Origin of the sequence: Chryseobacterium sp. CH21 (assembly GCF_004119445.1) — a bacterium.
Lineage (GTDB): Bacteria > Bacteroidota > Bacteroidia > Flavobacteriales > Weeksellaceae > Chryseobacterium.
The window spans coordinates 57,260-77,481 of record NZ_QICI01000062.1 but is presented as its reverse complement, the minus strand read 5'-3'; the positions used below and the strand labels follow the sequence as shown (position 1 = coordinate 77,481).

At 35.2% G+C, this 20,222-nt stretch carries 17 protein-coding genes and 1 pseudogene; 7 read left to right on the top strand and 11 right to left on the bottom strand.

Features of this window, described 5'->3' with window-relative positions; translation table 11 throughout:
* Positions 1-49: 49 nt before the first annotated feature.
* The 3 genes from BOQ62_RS23290 to BOQ62_RS13210 all read right to left on the bottom strand — a co-directional run bounded on the left by BOQ62_RS23290 (position 50) and on the right by BOQ62_RS13210 (position 5,117).
* On the bottom strand, positions 50-928 hold the full coding sequence (locus tag BOQ62_RS23290; protein WP_228414078.1) for a hypothetical protein: 879 nt from the start codon (positions 926-928) through the stop codon (positions 50-52).
* Positions 892-1,542 (bottom strand): hypothetical protein, encoded by a 651-nt coding sequence (locus tag BOQ62_RS23285; RefSeq protein ID WP_228414076.1) that lies wholly within the window; start codon positions 1,540-1,542, stop codon positions 892-894. The genes BOQ62_RS23290 and BOQ62_RS23285 overlap by 37 nt, the downstream gene beginning before the upstream one ends.
* 89 nt (positions 1,543-1,631) lie before the next feature.
* Positions 1,632-5,117 (bottom strand): DUF2723 domain-containing protein, encoded by a 3,486-nt coding sequence (locus BOQ62_RS13210; protein WP_129040161.1) that lies wholly within the window; start codon positions 5,115-5,117, stop codon positions 1,632-1,634.
* A gap of 223 nt (positions 5,118-5,340) precedes the next feature.
* Here BOQ62_RS13210 and BOQ62_RS13205 point away from each other — a divergent pair, with 223 nt between their 5' ends.
* The 5 genes from BOQ62_RS13205 to BOQ62_RS13185 all read left to right on the top strand — a co-directional run bounded on the left by BOQ62_RS13205 (position 5,341) and on the right by BOQ62_RS13185 (position 12,054).
* A complete protein-coding gene (locus tag BOQ62_RS13205; RefSeq protein WP_129040159.1) occupies positions 5,341-6,378 on the top strand; it encodes a PLP-dependent cysteine synthase family protein in 1,038 nt (345 codons plus the stop codon).
* An 84-nt stretch (positions 6,379-6,462) separates the two neighbouring features.
* Positions 6,463-7,734, top strand: a complete 1,272-nt coding sequence (locus tag BOQ62_RS13200) for an aminotransferase class I/II-fold pyridoxal phosphate-dependent enzyme (RefSeq protein WP_185146799.1) — start codon at positions 6,463-6,465, stop codon at positions 7,732-7,734.
* Between the two features lie 67 nt (positions 7,735-7,801).
* Positions 7,802-8,680, top strand: coding sequence for a DMT family transporter (locus BOQ62_RS13195; RefSeq protein WP_129040155.1), 879 nt, complete (start codon positions 7,802-7,804; stop codon positions 8,678-8,680).
* Between the two features lie 297 nt (positions 8,681-8,977).
* Entirely contained in the window at positions 8,978-9,739 is a 762-nt protein-coding gene (locus tag BOQ62_RS13190) for a hypothetical protein (RefSeq protein WP_129040153.1), read from the top strand.
* A gap of 125 nt (positions 9,740-9,864) precedes the next feature.
* On the top strand, positions 9,865-12,054 hold the full coding sequence (locus BOQ62_RS13185; RefSeq protein ID WP_129040151.1) for a B12-binding domain-containing radical SAM protein: 2,190 nt from the start codon (positions 9,865-9,867) through the stop codon (positions 12,052-12,054).
* 386 nt (positions 12,055-12,440) lie between these two features.
* Here the strand turns inward: BOQ62_RS13185 and BOQ62_RS13180 are convergent, their stop codons facing one another.
* The 3 genes and pseudogenes from BOQ62_RS13180 to atpD all read right to left on the bottom strand — a co-directional run bounded on the left by BOQ62_RS13180 (position 12,441) and on the right by atpD (position 15,217).
* A complete protein-coding gene (locus tag BOQ62_RS13180) occupies positions 12,441-13,259 on the bottom strand; it encodes a hypothetical protein (RefSeq protein WP_129040149.1) in 819 nt (272 codons plus the stop codon).
* 80 nt (positions 13,260-13,339) lie between these two features.
* Positions 13,340-13,620 (bottom strand): annotated as a pseudogene (locus BOQ62_RS13175) (FoF1 ATP synthase subunit delta/epsilon).
* 88 nt (positions 13,621-13,708) lie between these two features.
* The gene (atpD, locus tag BOQ62_RS13170; RefSeq protein WP_129040147.1) at positions 13,709-15,217 is read right to left on the bottom strand and encodes a F0F1 ATP synthase subunit beta; all 1,509 of its coding nucleotides are present in this window, start codon (positions 15,215-15,217) and stop codon (positions 13,709-13,711) included.
* 217 nt (positions 15,218-15,434) lie between these two features.
* On the opposite strand from atpD, the gene BOQ62_RS13165 reads away from it, so the two are divergent.
* A complete protein-coding gene (locus tag BOQ62_RS13165) occupies positions 15,435-16,355 on the top strand; it encodes a bifunctional riboflavin kinase/FAD synthetase (RefSeq protein ID WP_129040145.1) in 921 nt (306 codons plus the stop codon).
* A gap of 124 nt (positions 16,356-16,479) precedes the next feature.
* Here the strand turns inward: BOQ62_RS13165 and BOQ62_RS13160 are convergent, their stop codons facing one another.
* Both BOQ62_RS13160 and BOQ62_RS13155 read right to left on the bottom strand, forming a co-directional pair.
* Complete coding sequence (locus BOQ62_RS13160; RefSeq protein WP_129040144.1) at positions 16,480-16,971, bottom strand: hypothetical protein; 492 nt, start codon at positions 16,969-16,971, stop codon at positions 16,480-16,482.
* Positions 16,972-17,025: 54 nt separating this feature from the next.
* Complete coding sequence (locus BOQ62_RS13155; RefSeq protein WP_129040142.1) at positions 17,026-17,382, bottom strand: MmcQ/YjbR family DNA-binding protein; 357 nt, start codon at positions 17,380-17,382, stop codon at positions 17,026-17,028.
* 118 nt (positions 17,383-17,500) lie between these two features.
* Between BOQ62_RS13155 and BOQ62_RS13150 the strand changes: the two genes are divergently transcribed.
* A complete protein-coding gene (locus BOQ62_RS13150; protein ID WP_129040140.1) occupies positions 17,501-18,157 on the top strand; it encodes an NAD(P)H-binding protein in 657 nt (218 codons plus the stop codon).
* A 114-nt stretch (positions 18,158-18,271) separates the two neighbouring features.
* Here the strand turns inward: BOQ62_RS13150 and BOQ62_RS13145 are convergent, their stop codons facing one another.
* The 3 genes from BOQ62_RS13145 to BOQ62_RS13135 all read right to left on the bottom strand — a co-directional run bounded on the left by BOQ62_RS13145 (position 18,272) and on the right by BOQ62_RS13135 (position 20,135).
* Complete coding sequence (locus tag BOQ62_RS13145) at positions 18,272-18,787, bottom strand: VOC family protein (RefSeq protein ID WP_317127380.1); 516 nt, start codon at positions 18,785-18,787, stop codon at positions 18,272-18,274.
* Between the two features lie 75 nt (positions 18,788-18,862).
* Positions 18,863-19,438, bottom strand: a complete 576-nt coding sequence (locus BOQ62_RS13140; protein ID WP_129040138.1) for a glutathione peroxidase — start codon at positions 19,436-19,438, stop codon at positions 18,863-18,865.
* Positions 19,439-19,472: 34 nt separating this feature from the next.
* Positions 19,473-20,135 (bottom strand): histidine kinase, encoded by a 663-nt coding sequence (locus tag BOQ62_RS13135; RefSeq protein WP_129040136.1) that lies wholly within the window; start codon positions 20,133-20,135, stop codon positions 19,473-19,475.
* Between the last annotated feature and the right edge of the window lie 87 nt (positions 20,136-20,222).

Here is a 20,222-nt window from a genome sequence, read left to right as displayed (position 1 = left end):
ATAAAACTTTTTTTTCTGAATTCTTTCAATTTTTAAATATTTTAATCCTTTAATCAACTCTAATGTACAAATTATAATCTGTACCGGAGGGTTTCAGGTTGTAAATTTTTTCTAGAATTTTATTGTCACTTTTCAAATGATCTTTCACACGGAATTCTTTCAAAAGTTTATAATGAGATTGATAATACTCTGCGTTTGGATTCTTTTCTTCGTATAGATTTTCGTAAGAAAGAAGATACTTTGGCTTTCTTGTTTTTACGGTATTGATCCAGTAATTCACCTTATCTTTTTTAATTTCTTCCTGGATTTGTTTATCAACCAATCCAACTTCATCAATTGCCTTTAACCCAGAGAAATAAGGTACATAACCAGCGGGTTCCAATAAAATCCACTGATTTTTATCTTTTTCATATTGGTTTAAGAATGTTCCAATTGTCCGGCGGTAGTTCCATTCTCCATTTCCTGTTGCAATACAGTGAACAGTTTGGAAAACAAGCATTGGGAAAATATAGAATATGACAAGTAATGACAGCCATAGGTTTCTCTTCTCTTTCTGTTCCAATACAAAAATAAGAATGGGAACAAAAAGCAAAAGCTGTGGTACCCAGTAATACCAGTCGAACAGACTTTTCTGAGAAATAAAAATGATCTGTTTAACCCATCCAAAGAGGAAAATCATCCATAAAAAATAGTTTCTCTTTTCTCTCTGTCTGATCAGATAAATAAAACAAACCAGTTCAAAAATCAAGATAACAACAGTCATAGGATTGAAATCTCCCGGAACTTTCAGCATTCCCCAGAAGTTTCCGAAGCTCTTAAAAAAATATCCGATATGCTGTTGAATCGTAAGGTTTTCGCTATAAAGAAGTTTTTTAGCCGTAATCGTATTATTCACCAGTTCACCGAAGTAAAACCAGTTGAAAGCCACTGTAAACAAAACACCCCAAATTCCGCCAAAAATATAATTCCATCTGATTTTTTGGTCCAGAATACATCTACCAGAAATACAATTCCCAGGAAGATTACGGTATCAATTCTGGTAAACATAATGAGAACCGGCAGAAGAGTCAATACCCACTTTTTACCTTTATGAAATCCATAATACAATAATGACATCTCAAGGAAGAACAAAAGCCCATACTCCATTCCGAGAATTGAGATTTTAATAGAGGGTGGCAAAATACCGATCAGAAATATAAAGATGGCTTTATGCCAAGGGTTTTTAAGAACCAAATGAGATAACAATAAAGTTCCTATTGTAAATAATAATGAATTGAAAATCAAAAGAGGTTCAATAAAGTATTCTTTTCCAAAAACAAGATTGAAAAGATAAGACACGAAAACGTATAAATGGGTTGTAGACGCAGAAATTTTGGTATCACCATTGAAACCAATTACTCCATAATCCAGCAAATTCTGAGCGACTCTCCATGTAATAAAAGCATCTTCCTGAATATAGTGCGTCAGTAAAAAAAGAAGCTTAAAAGCAACTGTAGCAATTACAGCATAGATTGGGAACCTGCTATTTTTTGTTTCAGCCATTATGTATTTTTAATTGTACAAATATAACCTTAATATTCAGGATTCCCAATAAATAAAAAAACGGAACCGAAGTTCCGTTTTAAAATATGTTATTTTGTTGCTTTGATGATTGCGTTGGTAATCTGACTTTCTTTTTCTTTCGAATATGTAGAATCATAAGGTTCCATGACATCAAATAAATACTGATAGAATGGCGTGATCTGCTGAACATTTTCAGACTCTTTCATTGCCTTTTCTCTACCCATCTCCTGAAGATCTTTGATAAATACATTGAACTTCTTGTCAATTGGCTCTATAGATTTTACCAGATAAGCATATGCTTTTTCTTTCTGTCCTATTTTTGTGTACGCATCCGTTACTGCGGCAACAACAAGAGAATATTCCATTGGTTTTGTTCTCATTTGTCTTCTTAAGTAACTTTGGTCTGCTTTGGATAGGCTTAAATAATAATCATACTCTTCAAAGATTCCTTTTTTAAGTACTTCAGCCAATTGAAGACCTTTCTGTTCCTGACCTGCAATGATGTATCCTGAAACAATTGAACTTAATGAACGTGGATCGTTATATTTCTCAGCAGGAATTTCTTTGGCTGCCAGATCCAGAATTTCTATTGCTTTCGCTTTCTGTCCGCTTAATGCAAGTGCTGCAGCAGCTCTGCTCGCCGACATTCTGTAGCTGATGATATTAGAAGTAGCTGTTTCATCAAAGTGAGCATTTAAGTTCTTGAAGTTCCCCCATCTGAAGTTTTTCACTACGTTATAAAGAGAATTAACATCTACTCTTCCCATATCCCCATCAGCTGTCGGAGGTGTTTGGATAGGAATTAATCTGTAACTGAATCCGTCAAACTGAAGATAATCGTTCAGATAGAAAATATTCTCGCTGTCATAAATACCTCCTGATGAGAAGTTGATTGGACGCTTCCAGTCGAAGTTCGCTAAAAGATCCATTAAAATCAGGTTATTCTTGTAAAGCGTGTTTCCTTTGTAAGTAATCATGATCTGATTCGCTACGTTAGGAAGATCTTCTTTGTTGATGATTCCTGCTTTCAAAGCATTTTCTTTATTGACAGGAAGAATGAATTTGTTGACAGGAAGAATGTTATATTTTTCATATTTCTCTTCTCCGAAGTACATTTTCAATAATTCATCTTTTTCAGGAGATTTGAATTTAATGAATTCGATCGCCTGTTTTAATGTTAAAGAATCCTGAGTAAGATATTTTCTGAAAGACTGGAATTCTGTGTCCGGAGCTCCCTGTTCTTTCAACATAGAGAAAACACCTTCCCAATCTTCCTTCTTCATCATATAGATCTGGTCATTTACCCCATCTCTGTAATCTTCGTGTGTCAATTGGCTAGGGATTCCCATAGCATTGTACGTTCTTCTCTTTACCTGATCAAGGTTCCAAGGAGTTGAGGCAAGGGTAAAGTTCACTACCTTCACATCATCTCTAAACTGTTCTGTCTCCTGAATAGCCCAAACCGGGTAAGTATCGTTATCACCGTAAACGAAAAGGATATCGTTTTTCGGTAATGATTTTAATACAGAGTACGCGTAATCGTAAGCTGTATATCTGTTGCTTCTGTCATGAACATTATAGTTCTGGAAGCCCATCATGAAAGGTACTCCCAATAAAACCACTCCTAAAGCAATGTTGGCTCCGTTTGATTTTATTTTAGACTGTAAGAACCATAGAATTGCTCCGGCTCCTAAACCAATCCAGATAGCAAATGCGTAGAATGAACCTACCATTGCATAATCTCTTTCTCTCGGTTCAAAAGGTTTTACCCCTGTATAGAAAACAATCCCTACACTTGTTAAAATAAATAAAGATAACAATGCATAGAATCTTCCGAAATCTCTGTTTAATTGGAAAAAGAATCCGATTAATCCTAAAATTAAGGGAAGGAAGAAGAATTTTACAGTACTTTCATTCTTGAATTTAGCAGGCATTTTATCCTGATTTCCTACCACAGCATTATCAATAAAAGGAATTCCGGAAATCCAGTTTCCTTTTGTGCTTTCCATGTTTCCTTCAAGGTCGTTCTGTCTTCCTACGAAGTTCCACATCAGGTATCTTACAAAGTAATATCCGTTCTGGAAAGAGATAAAATAATCCATATTCTGAAGAAGTGAAGGCTTCTGAACATTGATCAGGTTATAAGGTTTTACTTTCAGGTAATCTGCAGCTGTAATGGATTTATCTTCATATTTAGCTCTCAGTTCATCAAAAATCTGCTTTGCCTGTGGATTGTCTGCTACATCTTCATTCGCATAGTTGAATGTAAAATCGGGAGCACCATACATAGAAATATAGTTCGCCATTACATCCTTATCTTCATTAAACATTCTCGGCATTAAGCTTACCTGAGACTTGTTGAATACATAATTGAAACGGTCTCCGGTCTTTCTGTATGTTCCGGTTTTTTCATCTTTTTCGTAGATTTCCCCGGTTTTCTGTGTCTTAAAGCTTCCGTCTTCGTTCTTTTCAATTCCGTTAGCATCAAGGAATGCCGTGTAGTTTTGTCCATAGATTGTTGGCCAGTCACCATACTGCTCTCTGTTATAATAATCCAGCATACCAATTGCCGTATCCGGATCATTAAGGTTCATTGGTGGGTTAGCATTCGCTCTGATAGGAATAACCATCCAGCAAGAGAACCCGATCATCATGAAAACTACAGATAATGCAGCCGTTTGATAGATGTTTCTTTTTGCTTTTCTTGCATACTTAAGTAAGAAATAGCAAATCGCTACCATTAAAACAAAAGCTGCAATTGTTCCGGAATGGAAAGGAAGTCCAAGACCATTTACGAAGAAAATCTCAAGTCTTCCGAACATGGTCATAATTAAAGGGAAGATAATTTTGAAAACAATAATCAAAATTCCTAAGGTAATAAGGTTTGCCCAGATAAAGTTTTTCCAGGTAAACTTATAATTTCTTGCATAATATACCAGACATACTGCAGGGATTGCCAGCATACACATCATATGCACTCCCACAGAAAGTCCTAAAACAAAGAAAATAAGAATAATCCATCTTTCACTGTCTCCCGCTTGATACTCATTCTCCCATTTGGTGATTAACCAGACCAAAAGCGCGATAAACATAGAAGCCATAGAGTAAACCTCACCTTCTACTGCTGAAAACCAGAATGTATCTGAGAACGTAAAGCAAAGTGCTCCTACCGCTCCGGCAAATAAAATAGAGATTTCCTGATGTTTTGTAATTTCTTCAAAATCTTTGTTAAGAAGTCTTCTCACAAAATGAGTGATCGTCCAGAACAAAAATAAAATAGTCAGCGCACTGAACAATGCAGACATCGCGTTGATCACGATAGAATAATTTTCACCTTTCCCTAATGCAAAAATGGCTGCCACGGCACCCACTATCTGGAATAAAGCAGCTCCGGGAGCGTGCGTTACTTCAAGTTTTACTGCAGAAGAAATGTACTCGCCACAATCCCAAAAACTGAAATTGGGTTCTATGGTGGACAAGTACGTGAAAAATGCAATGACGAAAATCACCCATCCTGAAACGGTGTTCCATTGCCTAAAAGTCCAATTTTTCATAGTATTAAATCAATTATGCGAAAATAAGGCTTTTATCTTATTTTATGCGGGTTTTAACAAAATTTAAAAATTTTGGCGTAGTATTTGAGATTATAGACGTGTTAAAACTGTAAATACGAAAATGACTTTTTACAAAACTATGTCCTAGAAATCAAACAAAAGTTTAGTAATTATTTATTTTTTTGTATTTTTGCAGTCAGATTTTTATTGAAAATAACAAATAATGAGTAATGTTTACGATAATATTCTTGGCCTAATAGGACATACTCCTATGGTGAAGCTAAATACTGTTACAAAAGATATTCCAGCAACCGTATACGCCAAGTTAGAATCATATAATCCTGGACATTCCACCAAAGACCGAATCGCACTTCATATTATAGAAAACGCAGAGAAAAGAGGCCTTTTAAAAGAAGATTCTGTAGTTGTTGAAACTACTTCCGGGAATACCGGGTTTTCTATTGCGATGGTATGTATTATTAAGGGATATAAATGTATTCTTGCAGTAAGTGATAAAACAAAACCTGAAAAAATTTCTTATCTGAAAGCATTGGGTGCTACGGTGTATATATGCCCAGCCAATGTACCGGCGGATGATCCCAGATCATATTATGAAGTAGCTAAAAGAATCGCTCAGGAAACTCCAAATTCTATTTACATCAATCAGTATTTTAACGAGCTTAATATTGATGCACACTATCAGACGACAGGTCCTGAGATCTGGGAGCAGACTGAAGGTAAGATCACTCACCTTTTTGCCTGCACAGGAACTGGTGGTACACTGTCCGGTTCTGCCAAGTTTTTGAAGGAAAAAAATCCAGATATCAAAATCATTGGAGTAGATGCAGATGGTTCTATCCTAAAGAGCTATCATGAGACAGGAGAAATACACAAAGAAGACGTACATCCTTATCAGATTGAGGGAATGGGTAAAAACCTTATCCCTGCTGCCCTTCTTTTCGACAAGGTAGATGAATTTGTAAGGGTAAATGACGAAATGTCTGCCTACAGAACCCGTGAGATTGCTTTGAAAGAAGCCATTATGGGAGGGTATACTACCGGAGCTGTAACGCAGGGATTAATACAGTATGCTCAATCGCATGAGCTTACAGAAAATGACTTAATTGTTTTAATATATCCTGATCATGGTTCCAGATACATCACTAAAGTATACAGTGACAAATGGATGGCCGAGCAGGGATTTGTCAATAATTGTGTTCACAATTATGATGAAGTTTTCAAAACAGAGTTTATCAAATAAGAACGAATAAAATCACGATACAAATAAAGCCTTTTGCGTGTTCTGACAAAAAAGGCTTTTTTACTTAAAAATTACGATACAATGTTGGATATTTTTGAAAGAATAAAAGAAAATCCAGGACCACTTGGACAATTTGCAGATTATGGTGAAGGCTATTTTATTTTCCCAAGATTAGAGGGACCTATCGGCCCTAGAATGCAGTTTCAGGGGAGAGAAGTAATTTTCTGGAGTGCCAATGACTATTTAGGACTGTGTAATCATCCTGAAGTTATAGAAGCGGATGCAAAAGCGGCTGCAGAATACGGAATGTTCTATCCAATGGGAGCGAGAGCAATGTCTGGAGAAACAGATCAGCACCTTCAGTTGGAAAGAGAACTGGCAGACTTCGTACAAAAAGAATCAGCATACTTATTGAATTTCGGTTACCAGGGAATGGTTTCTACCATTGATGCTTTGGTGAGCAGAAATGATGTCATTGTTTATGATATGGATTCTCATGCCTGTATCGTGGATGGAGTAAGACTTCATTCCGGTAAAAGATTTACCTACAAGCACAATGATATGGAAAGTCTTGAGAAAAACCTTCAGAGAGCCACTAAAGTAGCTGAAGAAACAGGAGGTGGTATTCTTGTGATTACGGAAGGTGTTTTCGGGATGAGAGGCCAGCAGGGAAAAATTAAAGAGATCTGTGACCTTAAATCAAAATATCAGTTCAGACTATTGGTAGATGATGCTCACGGTTTCGGAACTCTTGGTACAACAGGTGCCGGTGTGGGTGAAGAGCAGGATTGTAACGATCAGATTGATGTGTACTTCTCTACTTTTGCTAAATCTATGGCAGGTTTCGGAGCATTCCTTGCGGGTGACAAAGAAATCATCAGATATCTGAAATTCAACCTAAGATCACAAATCTTTGCAAAATCTCTTACAATGCCAATGGTAATCGGAGGATTAAAAAGATTGGAGCTATTGAGATCAAGACCTGAGATTAAAGCTAAACTTTGGGAGAATGTTGAAAAACTACAAAACGGGCTTAAAGAAAGAGGATTCAACATTGGAGATACCAACACTTGTGTAACTCCGGTAATGATGCAGGGAACTCCGGTAGAAGCTACTCTATTGGTGAAAGACTTAAGAGAGAATTATGGTATTTTCACCTCTGTGGTAGTATATCCGGTCATTCCGAAGGGAATGATTCTTTTAAGATTGATTCCTACCGCTTCTCATACAGATGCAGAGATTAATGAAACTCTGGCAGCGTTTGAAGCAATTCATGATAAATTAGTAGGTGGCTACTACAAAGAGCAGGAACAAAAATTACTGCAGGAACAAGGATTAAGTTTTAAACCGATTTAATCTTAAAAAATAAAAGAAAGCCACTGATTGATTCAGTGGCTTTTTTGTTTAATACCTATAAAAGCAAATGAAACTTAGAGGTTACACACTGGGAATTCTGTCGGCTGTTTCATATGGTCTGATTCCGATTTTTATTCTGCCTGTTAAGCGGGCACACTTTTCAATGGATATCACGCTGTTTTACAGGTTTTTCTTTTCAGCTTTAATGGTGGGAGGATATCTGCTGTATTCGAAGGAAAGTTTTAAAATCAATAAAAAGGAAGCTTTAATTCTGGCCATTCTTGGAATCTGCTATGCCCTTTCTTCGGAGTTTCTGTTTTTAGGATATGATTTCCTCACGCCAGGAATTGCCTCTACCGTTTTATTTATTTATCCGATTATTGTAGCACTCATCATGCTTTTCTTTTACAAAGAAAGGCTTACCAAATTATCCGGAGCCTCTTTACTTCTTGCTTTTGCAGGAGTCATTGTTTTATGTTTAAAAGGAAACGGACTGGAAATCAATTTTGCAGGACTGGGAATTGTAATGCTCAGTTCACTGTTTTATGCTTTATATATGGTTATCGTCAACAAATCGAATATCAAGGTTTCAGGATTTAAGCTTACGTTTTATTCTATGCTTTTCACGTCAATGTTCTTTATGACCAAAGCTTTGATGGCGAATGAATCATTTGCTATCCCTTCAACAGAAATCTTCATAAACTTCCTTATTTTTGCCTTTCTTACTACAGTTATTTCCAGCTTATGCCTTGTATTTGCTATCAAATATATTGGCTCTACTCCTGTTGCTATTTTAGGAGCGTTGGAACCTGTAGTTGCTGTACTGATAAGTGTTTTGATGTTTCATGAAAAATTCACTCCTAATCTGTTGATCGGGATTACTTTAATTCTTTTTGGAGTTACGTTGAATGTGATTGGTGATCAAAAGAAAATAGGTCATGTTTAACGGATATACACTGAACATTTTAAAGATGAATGACTCTAAAAAATCAATATCAAAATATTAATTCCAATTTGTTCTTTTTTGTATCAAAAATCATAAAATACCACACAGGAGTTCGTAGAAGTGCGTTTATTGATAAAATAATATCATATTAAGATAAAAAAATATTATGTCTGAATATATTTAACAAAATAAATCCTTTACTTTCTGGCATAACAAAATTTATCTGACTATATTGCATCTGTCCATTAATAGGTATTTCCTCTCCTATCAGACTAATGTATATACTTTTAAAAACTGATGAAAGAATTGCAAAAACTCACCAAAGATCAATTATATAAAAAGCTCAAAGAAAAATCGGACAATCTGTATAACATCGCTCATGAAGCGTTGGAAAATAATTTTTTCAATGAAAGCTATTTAGATGAAGAAAGTCTTGCCGAATTTCTCGAAATGCTGGATGATGAAACAGCAGAAAAGATCAAAGATGCTTCTCTGCATATCAATAATGAAGATAATGCTCCTGAAATTGTTCTTATAGAAAATGAAAACAGCACTTCTCTTGAACTGGTTACCACTGAAGATGAAGGATACAAAATAATTCTTATTGAAGGTGACCTTCAGTTATCCAAAAAACTGTTTGTGGAAGATTACATTGTTCTCATTGTTACAGGTAATATACAGGCTGAAAATATTATCGTCAACGGCTCATTATACTGTTCCGGGAATGTTACTTCCAAAGTATTATTCGGAGCTTCGGGCAATGATAATGAAACATACATCGGAGGAAGTATTATGACCTCTCTTATTGCAGAAAACGGACATTATACAGTGGCTGAAGGAAATATATATTCAAGATATTTAATCAGTTTTCATAATGAAATCATTGGAAAAACAGGAAAGTTTATTGAAAATATCAGTATTGAAAGACCTGGTGAAATTGGATTTCTGAAAGCTGAAATTTTGGATGAAGACGGATATTTTCATGAAGATTCTTTCTTGAACTTTATTGACAATAATTCTCCGGATGCTTTGTTTAATAAACCAGCCAATTTATTTTAACAGCTTCTCTTTATCATAGAGATTGTAATAATGCAGAATTCTAAAGACTTTTCTTCACGGTGTATAATCAGGAGAAAAAATTTTTTTCTAAAAAAACTTTAGAATAACTTTGCAAAAAATTTCTGTTGAAAGACCTGCTTCTTATTACTCCGCCTTTTACCCAGCTTAATACTCCCTATCCTGCTACGGCTTATATTAAAGGATTTTTAAATACCAAAAATATTTCAAGCTATCAGGTAGATTTGGGGATCGATGTTATCTTGGAATTATTTTCAAAAGACGGAATTCAGAAAATTTTCAACAAAGAAATTGATCTTCAGAATGTCTCAGAAAATTCCCAGAGAATTTATGCACTAAGAGAAGAGTATCTAAAAACCATAGATCAGGTTATTATCTTTTTACAGGATAAGACGCCTACGCTGGCCAGACAGATCTGCAGTATGAATTTTTTACCTGAAGCTTCACGTTTTAATCAGTTGGATGATATGGAATTTGCTTTCGGAAATATGGGTCTTCAGGATAAAGCCAAGCACCTGGCAACGTTATACTTAGAAGATATTTCAGACTATATTGTAGAGAATATTGATTCCGATTTTGGTTTCAGCAGATATGCAGAACGTCTTGGAAAAAGTGCCAATTCTTTTGATGAATTATATTCCAAATTATCCGGTGAACCCACATTTATTGATGACTTTACGTTAAAAATTCTTCGTGAAAAAATAGAAACCGTTCAGCCGAAATTGGTTTGTTTTTCGGTACCATTTCCTGGTAACCTATACTCTGGTTTCAAATGTGCACAATGGATCAAAAAACATTATCCACACATTAAAACCGCTATGGGAGGAGGTTTTCCCAATACAGAATTAAGGGAAGTGAAAGATCAGAGAGTATTCGAATTCTTTGACTTTATTACTTTAGATGATGGCGAAGTTCCGCTGGAGCTTCTTCACCAGAATTTAGAAATACCTTCTGAGGAAGGGGAATTTAAAAGAACTTTCCTTCTCGAAAATAAAGAGGTTGTTTACAAAAACAATTCTAAAAGACATGATTACAAGCAGTCTGAAATTGGAACTCCTGATTACACAGATTTAAAACTGGATCAATATATTTCCGTTATCGAAATTGCTAATCCGATGCACAGTTTATGGAGTGACGGAAGATGGAACAAACTAACCATGGCTCATGGATGCTACTGGGGAAAATGTACATTCTGTGATATTTCTTTAGATTATATCAAAATATACGAACCAATTTCTGCTAAAATTCTGGTAGACCGAATTGAAGAGTTAATCAAGACAACAGGTGAAACAGGATTCCATTTTGTAGATGAAGCGGCACCACCTGCTCTGATGAGGGAAGTTGCTCTGGAAATTCTACGAAGAAATCTTGTTGTTACCTGGTGGACCAATATTCGTTTTGAAAAAAGTTTTACCCGTGATTTATGTTACCTCCTGAAACTTTCGGGATGTGTTGCTGTTTCCGGAGGACTTGAAGTAGCCAGTGACCGATTGCTGAAATTAATTGATAAAGGAGTTTCTGTAGACCAGGTTGCCAACGTAACCAGAAATTTTACAGAAGCCGGAATTATGGTTCATGCCTATCTGATGTATGGCTACCCTACCCAAACCGTTCAGGAAACCGTTGATTCTCTGGAAATGATTCGGCAGATGTTTGAAATGGGAATTCTTCAAAGTGGATTCTGGCATCAGTTTGCCATGACTGCCCATTCCCCTGTAGGAATCAGTCCGGAAGATTTTGGAGTAGTTCCCTTAAAGCAGGAAATCTCATTTGCCAACAATGATATAGATTTTAAAGACAAAACCGGAATTGATCATAACAAGTTCAGTTTTGGATTAAAGAAATCTTTATTCAATTATATGCATGGTGTCAATTTCGAATTGCCTCTTCAGGAGTGGTTTGATTTTAAAATTCCAAGAACAACCATTCACCCGGATTATATTCATGATTGTCTTTTGGAAGATGGACAGTTCAGTCTGAAAGCAAATTCAAAAGTTGTCTTTTTAACCAAAAATGTAATCGCTGAGAATCGCGTAAAAAATAAAAAGAAATATTCTGGTACGTATACGCTTCTTACATTCCACTTAAAAACCAATATTGTGAAGGTAGAACTGGAACAAGAAAAGGCAGAATGGCTTATGAATGTATTGGAGGAAAACGCAATTGAAAATTCAAAAAAACCTACAGTTCAGCAACTTAAGAATCAATTTGAAGAAAATTTCGAAGATTTTGAGTTGTTCTGGTTCTCAAAACCCATGCAGCAATTGAAGGAAAATGGAGTGATTTTAAGTTTATAAAAATTTTCGTTTTTTTCTCAGGGATTTTTGAAATTGTAGATTTTTTGTAAATTTTTATTTTTCTGAAAGAATAACACCTGTTTCTATTAAATTATAATCTACCACAGATTTCACGGATTTACACAGATCTTAATTTTTATTTGAGAGAATAAAATTTTCTATATTTCATACCGAAGTATCAAATTCAAATTTTTGACTACTATATATGGAACGGCAAAATATTCCCATCCTCTGTAGGGGTGGCGAAAATTCGGAGAATTTTTGACGGGGTGGTTTATAAATACAATTATATAAGTTTTGGCTAAAGCCAATGGAAATTTTATATTTTAATAAACGGGCTAAAGCCCGTTTCTATTGATAATAAGCTATTCCTTTTATCAGATAAATCAATTAGGAGTCTCCTTTGATACGGTTCCTACAGACACTTTCTCCTGAATTTTAATAAAATTAGGATCCATTATGGCCATACGTTCAGCGAGTGCTTTATAAGTTGGAAACTTTAAGATAGAAGCTCTGCCAGACATTTCCTTATAGATGGTAAATGACTTCCCTCCTGCTGTTTTCAACTGTTTTGTAGTGGTAATATATCTTCCGATAAGTTTACTTTTAGCATCATAAATCTCAATATCTAGAGGGGTCTTGTCCATGATGGTGTCTTCTGAACCGAAACTTACAGGTAAATTCGTAAAATACCCCACCGGAACGCCATTACTAAGGATTTCCCCTACTTTATTGACCTCAATATTCATTTTATCTATTTTCTTTCTGATAGCATAAGCATCTTTAGTTTTAGTATCAAGTTTTCTCTTTGGAACATTTGAAAAAAGTTCATCAAGATTTTTGACATTGATCCCTTTATTATCAATAATTTTAAGGTCTTTAACCGAAGTAAAAACGGCAGATTTTTCTTCTCCTGAGAATGCAGAAGGTGATGAATAATCAATTTCTATTGTTTTATCCCTGTTATAGACTCTATTCACACTGATATAGCTGTCTCGAACAGAATCAACGATACTTTTATCAATGAATTTTATCGTATAGAGCGGAGTCTCCTTTAGATCCATAAACGTATATTCGCTGGATTTGTTGGATAGCTTAGCTACCGGAATGCCGTCAAGATTGATAATTCCTCTCTTGGTTTTGATATTCTGGGCATGGAGGAAAACACCCAGAACTGTAAAGAATATGATTATGCCTTTCTTCATACCATCAGACTTTTACATAAATAAAAAAAGTGTAACACAAAGTTACACTTTCTTGAAAATATATTTAGCTTTTCATTTAATTATTCACAAAGGATAATACCTTTATTATGATTAAATTCTACAACACCGCTTTTGATCGCATAAGCAAAAACAGAGTCTTTTCTGGATTCTTTAGTGAAGTTTTTAGCAAAAGCTTCATCAATAGAATTAGCAAAAAGCTTTACATCACCTCCAATCAAAGAAGAAACGATTCCTGCGTGGTTTTTCATGATGTGAAATTCACCATTTTTCCAGGCAATAATACTGAGTCTACCTCTCCTTCAAAAACTACGTATTCTGGTGTTAAAATTTTTATATTCATTTTAATTTAGATTTGAAGATTTCAGATTTCAGATTTCAGACAACGTTAAAGTCTCATGTCTTGTATCTGTTATCTTTATGTCTAATTATTAAGCGTTTTCAGCTAACATTTTTTGTCCAGCTTCGATAGCTTCCTCGATGGTTCCTTTCAAGTTGAAAGCTGCTTCTGGTAAGTGATCTAATTCACCATCCATAATCATGTTGAACCCTTTGATAGTATCTTTGATATCAACTAATGATCCTGGGATACCTGTAAACTGCTCTGCTACGTGGAAAGGCTGAGATAAGAATCTCTGAACTTTTCTTGCACGGTATACAACAGATTTATCTTCTTCAGAAAGTTCTTCCATACCAAGGATTGCGATGATATCCTGAAGCGCTTTATATCTTTGAAGAATTTCTTTTACTCTTTGAGCACAGTTATAGTGATCGTGACCTAAGATTTCAGGATTTAGGATTCTTGAAGTAGAAGAAAGTGGATCTACCGCTGGATAGATACCTAATGAAGCAATCTTTCTGTCAAGTACCGTAGTTGCATCCAAGTGAGCAAACGTAGTTGCAGGAGCCGGGTCAGTTAAGTCATCCGCAGGTACGTATACCGCTTGTACTGAAGTAATTGAACCATTTTTAGTTGAAGTAATTCTTTCCTGCATCGCACCCATTTCAGAAGCTAGCGTTGGTTGGTAACCTACCGCTGATGGCATACGACCAAGAAGTGCAGATACCTCAGAACCAGCCTGTGTAAAACGGAAGATATTGTCTACGAAGAAAAGTACATCTCTACCTTGTCCGCTTTCTCCACCATCTCTATAGTACTCAGCCAATGTAAGACCAGAAAGTGCTACTCTCGCTCTTGCACCTGGCGGCTCGTTCATCTGTCCGAAAACGAATGCAGCTTTTGAATCTTTCATAGCTTCTAAGTCTACTTTAGAAAGATCCCAACCTCCGTTTTCCATAGAGTGCATGAAATCATCACCATACTTGATAATACCTGATTCCAACATCTCTCTCAAAAGGTCATTTCCTTCTCTCGTTCTTTCACCTACTCCGGCGAAAACAGAAAGACCTCCGTGTCCTTTTGCAATATTGTTAATCAACTCCTGGATCAATACTGTTTTACCTACACCGGCACCACCGAACAATCCAATTTTACCTCCTTTTGCGTAAGGCTCAACTAGGTCAATTACTTTAATACCTGTAAATAAAACTTCTGCAGAAGTTGAAAGTTGATCAAATTTTGGAGCTGGTCTGTGAATTGGAAGACCACCTTCATTAGAAATATTTTGAAGTCCGTCGATAGCATCACCAACAACGTTGAATAGTCTTCCGTTTACAGCCTCACCGATTGGCATCATAATAGGATTTCCGTATCCAATTACGTCTTGCCCTCTTTTAAGACCGTCAGTAGCGTCCATTGCGATACATCTTACTGTATCTTCGCCAATATGTTGTTCTACCTCTAAAACTACTTTTTCACCGTTTTCTTTTGTAATTTCTAACGCGTCATAGATTGCTGGAACAGCTTCCACATCTGTGAAGACAACGTCGATTACCGGACCAATAATTTGAGAAATTTTACCTTTAATTTGGTTTGCCATTGCTAAATTTTTTCTTGGTGCAAATATAGTGATTCTTCATAAACCCGCAATTGGTAAAAAAAAGATTTTTATCATGCTTTTTGAGAATAGATTATTTTAGCAATATCCCGATATAGCAATGTATCAGGGTAGTAATGTTAAGGTTACAGGTATTACTCTATCGTTATATTGATACATTGGTACATTATTTCTATATTTGCAATCAAATTTTTCCGTTTTGAAAGTTTTCAAGAATTTTACAGATTATTCCTCACAGAAGCCTTTAGCATTGTCTTTAGGGATGTTTGACGGAGTACATCTCGGGCACAAGAGTATCATTGATGAACTGACTAAAATAGGCACAGAGAACAATCTGGAGACTGCTATCCTTACTTTCTGGCCGCATCCAAGGTTTGTTTTTAATCCTAATGAAGATTTAAAACTGCTGAATACGCTGGAAGAAAAGAAACAGCTGGTTGAGAAATACGGTATTGATAATCTGTTCCTGAAAGAATTTGATGAAGAATTCAGAAATTTAACCGGAGAAGAATTTGTACGTCAGATTTTAATTGATAAACTCAATGTAAAATACCTTATTATAGGTTACGATCATTCTTTTGGGAAAAATAAAAGCGGAAACTTCGAGCTTCTTCAAAAACTATCCAAGGAACTTGACTTTGAAGTAGAACAAATGGAAGCCATCAACATCCACGAAAATAATATCAGTTCAACAAAAGTTCGGAATGCTCTTTTATCAGGAAATATCAAAGAAGCCAACGAAATGCTTGGATATTCCTACTCTGTTTCCGGAACTGTGGTTCATGGGAAAAAAATCGGAAGAACAATTGGCTATCCAACCGCCAATATTGATACGGAATCTATTAAGCTTTTGCCTAAAAAAGGAGCTTATATTGTAGAAGTATTTATAAAAGGTAACCAATATAAAGGAATGCTGAGTGTTGGAACCAACCCTACGGTAAATGGAGAAAAATTAACTGTTGAAGTTTATATTCTGGATTTTGATGACGATATATATGATGAAAAAATAACAGTCAGCTTTAGAGATTTCCTTCATGATGAAATTAAATTTGAAGGTCTTGAAAAACTGATTGAAAGGCTGAATGAGGACAAAATGCTTACAGAAGAATTTGAATTTTAGATCTTCTTTAAATTAATATGAGTAACGCTTAAACGTGATAGGTTTTTAAAAACCTATCACGTTTAAATCAGCAGTTTTAATTCATCTAACTATAAAAAATACCAACAGATCGCTGGTATTCTTTTCATTTTAATATTTTAAGATAAATCTTCTGCGGCTCTCCATTCAATTTCACATTAGGAAATTCTTTGTCATGGTCGATATAAATATCTCTTTTTTCCCCTGCTTTGCCATCCCCGTCAGAATCCCATTTGATGGAGACATAATATTTCATACGGTCTGCAATTTTGGGATCAATACGACTGGCAGCATCCTGAGGAACTGGCATATCGATTGTAAACGGCACCGATGTCTGTTCATACTCCTGTTCGGTAATTAATGTAGCCGGAGCATCTGCCATAAGTGGATCGTGAGCATATAAACTTACCTTAAATTTAGGATTTTTAATAGCAAAATGATCTGAACCTGTAAATTCCAATTTCAAATTTTCCTTTTTCTCAGATACCTTTACATTTTCAGATTTCTGCGTATCAGCCCCGGAAGGATTTTTCCTATCCTCTTTGGAGCAACTTGCCAATATTGCTACAGCTACCAGTAATAAGAGTTTATTTTTCATATGTTTATATTTCTGATTATTTGATATCAATTTTTATACCTTATTCATACTATATCATTGAGATTTATTGATTTCATTTTGAACTTTTTTTGTTAAAGAATTAAACACCAAATCATAAGACTGGTCAATAAGTTTAAAGATCAAATCTTTTTTCAAGCCATCCAATAATACAGAATTCCAATGGGTTTTGTTCATATGATAAGCACCTGTGATCTGAGGATATTGCTCGCGAAGCTCTGCACTCCACTCTGGATCTGTTTTTACATTGATTGCTAACGGTTGCCTTTCAAGCCCCATCAGTAAAAACATTTTGGTATCTACTTTCATTACAAGTGTTTCGTTATCAAACGGAAAGCTTTCCGTAACTCCTCTTTTAGCAAGACAATAGTCTAAAATCTCGTTGGCATCCATGCAGTTATGAGTAATGATTGGTCAGTAATTAGTACTGATTAAATAATATAATTCTTTAATCTTTGATTCAAATTTAGTAAATTTAAGAAAGAAATAATCCCGCAAAATCACAATTATTATGAAAGCTCTGGTAATAGGTGCTACAGGCGCCACAGGAAAAGATCTGGTTAATCAGTTATTGAATGACAAAGAGTTTGATGAAGTGGATATTTTTGTCAGAAAACCTGTCGATATCCAGAATGATAAACTTAAGATTCATGTTGTGAATTTTGAAAAACCCGAAGAATGGAAAGAGATGGTGAAGGGAGATGTTGCATTTTCGTGTCTGGGAACTACTTTAAAAGATGCCGGAAGCAAAGAGGCTCAGAAGAAAGTAGATTTTGATTATCAGTATGAATTCGCAAAAGCAGCGAAAGAGAATGAGGTGGAAGATTATATTCTGGTGTCGGCTTATGGCGCAAATCCCCAATCTAAAATTTTCTACTCTAAAATGAAAGGGGAACTGGAAGAAGCTGTAAAACAACTCCACTTCAATAAGATTACTATTTTCAAACCGGGAATGCTTGAGCGAAAAGATTCTGAAAGAACCGGCGAAGTTTTAGGCAGCCGGATTATCAAATTTGCCAATAAACTTGGACTGTTAGAAAGTCAAAAGCCCCTGCCGACTGATATTCTGGCAAAGGCAATGATTAATTCTTCGAAAATAAAAAGCAATGGCTACTCCAGCATCAAACTTGGAAATATCTTTTGTTTTGCGGAGAAGAGTAATGAATGATTCGTGGTTTGGGATGCGAGATAATTAGGTTCGGGTTAAAGATAAAGTTCTCATCATTAATTTCCCTAAAACCTAATTCCTAAATTCTGCTACCTATTACCTATCATCTATTCCCTATTTTGTTGTTTTGCTGTTCATTTTCTGTCCTAGTTTTTCATATTCAATATCATTGGGCTCCCAAAGCTCTATTTTGTTGCCTTCAATATCCATGATATGGACAAATTTTCCGTATTCGTAAGTCTCAACTTTATCAACTACGGTTACATTTTCTTTTTTCAACTGTTCCACCAGCTTTTCAAGGTTTTCTACACGGTAATTGATCATGAAATCTTTTTCGGAAGGCAAGAAATATTTTGTTTTTTCACTAAAAGGGCTCCACTGGCTGAATCCTTTTTTAGAATTATCAGCACCTTGAAACCATTCAAATACGGCTCCATATTCATTGGTATTGAGACCCAGATGGCTTTCATACCATGCTCTCATTTTCTTAGGATCTTTGCATTTAAAAAAGATTCCACCAATACCGGTAACTCTTTTCATATCATCAGACTTGTTTTCCGTAACAGCCTTAAAAGCAAATCCTAACATAAAAGAAGCCAGGACACAAAAAGTAAAAATTATTTTTTTCATAAGAAGTATTTATTAGGTTTAAAAATAAAAAAAGTGGATGTAAACACCCACTTGTAAAAATATAGTTTTTTATCTTTATTTCAGATACTTTGTAATCGCCTCACCGTTAGGATTTGTAGTACTTACAAAAGTGTCTATTAGCTTTCCGTTTTCATCTACCAGGAATTTGGTGAAGTTCCAAAGGATACTTGTATTTTTTACTCCGTTTAATTCTTTCTCTGTTAAAAATTTAAAGATTGGTGCGGTATCATCACCTTTTACGGAAACTTTGGCCGCCATTGGGAATGTTACGCCATAGTTTTTCTGGCAGAAAGCTCCAATTTCAGTATTGGTTCCAGGTTCCTGTCCTCCGAAGTTATTAGCAGGGAAACCTATGACAACCAATTTATCTTTATATTGCTCATATACTTTCTCAAGATCTGCATATTGAGGGGTAAATCCACATTCTGAAGCGGTATTGACGATCAGGATTTTCTTTCCTTTGAAATCAGCAAAATTGATTTCTTTACCATCAAGACTTTCTACTTTGAAGTCATATATTGTTTTTCCCATAAGTTCGTTGGTTTTAGCTTTTGAAATTTCGCTTTTTTGATTGGTGCAGCTTTGCAGGAATGCAACGAATGAAAGCAACATTAAAAAAATCTTTTTCATTTTTTATCATTTTATACAGCGAACTGCAATTGAATTAAAACTTGAAAATATTAGCCGGAAATACTTTATTGATGTCTATTTTGTTTAGTAGCATCACATAGTCTCCGTCTTTTTTAGTACTGGAAGATTCTATTCTGAAAGGCATTGTAAGGTTTCCTATTTTTTTAAAATCAGAATAGACAAGCGTTTCGTCTTTTTTCACTTCTTTGATCAGCATATAAGTTTTTGTATCAAAGTAATACATATTCTTATTGACGTTTTTGGTAAGTTCCACTTTATGGCAGTAGATCTCTCCTACTTTTTCTTTTCCAAGGTATTTGGCATCAAATCCTTTATTTTCCCAGTCAATGAAGTCGTTATCAAAATTTTCCGGCACATATTCAGGATATTCCTGAAGTTTATTGGCCGCATAATTCATTGCATACCCTTTAGTTCCATCAAAACCTTCAATCGCAGTTTCTTTTCCTCCGGTCGTAATCAATGTTTTAGTAAGATTCGGACGCTGCTGAAAAATTCTGATCGGATATTCATCTTTGATTCCCAATACTACTTTTCCCTGAAGCAATACTGAGTTCAGTAATTTCCAATTGGTTAACCCTCCGGATAATTCAATGTTTTTGTCAATAATTTCCTTTGCGGTCTGTCCAAATATCACTTGCGAAAATATCAGTCCAAATACGAATAGTAACTTCTTCATTAATTTTATTTATAAATTCAAATATAGGGGGATTTATGTAAAATTGCAAAAACTCAAAAGTGCTAAAAGGGCAATTTGCCAATTTAC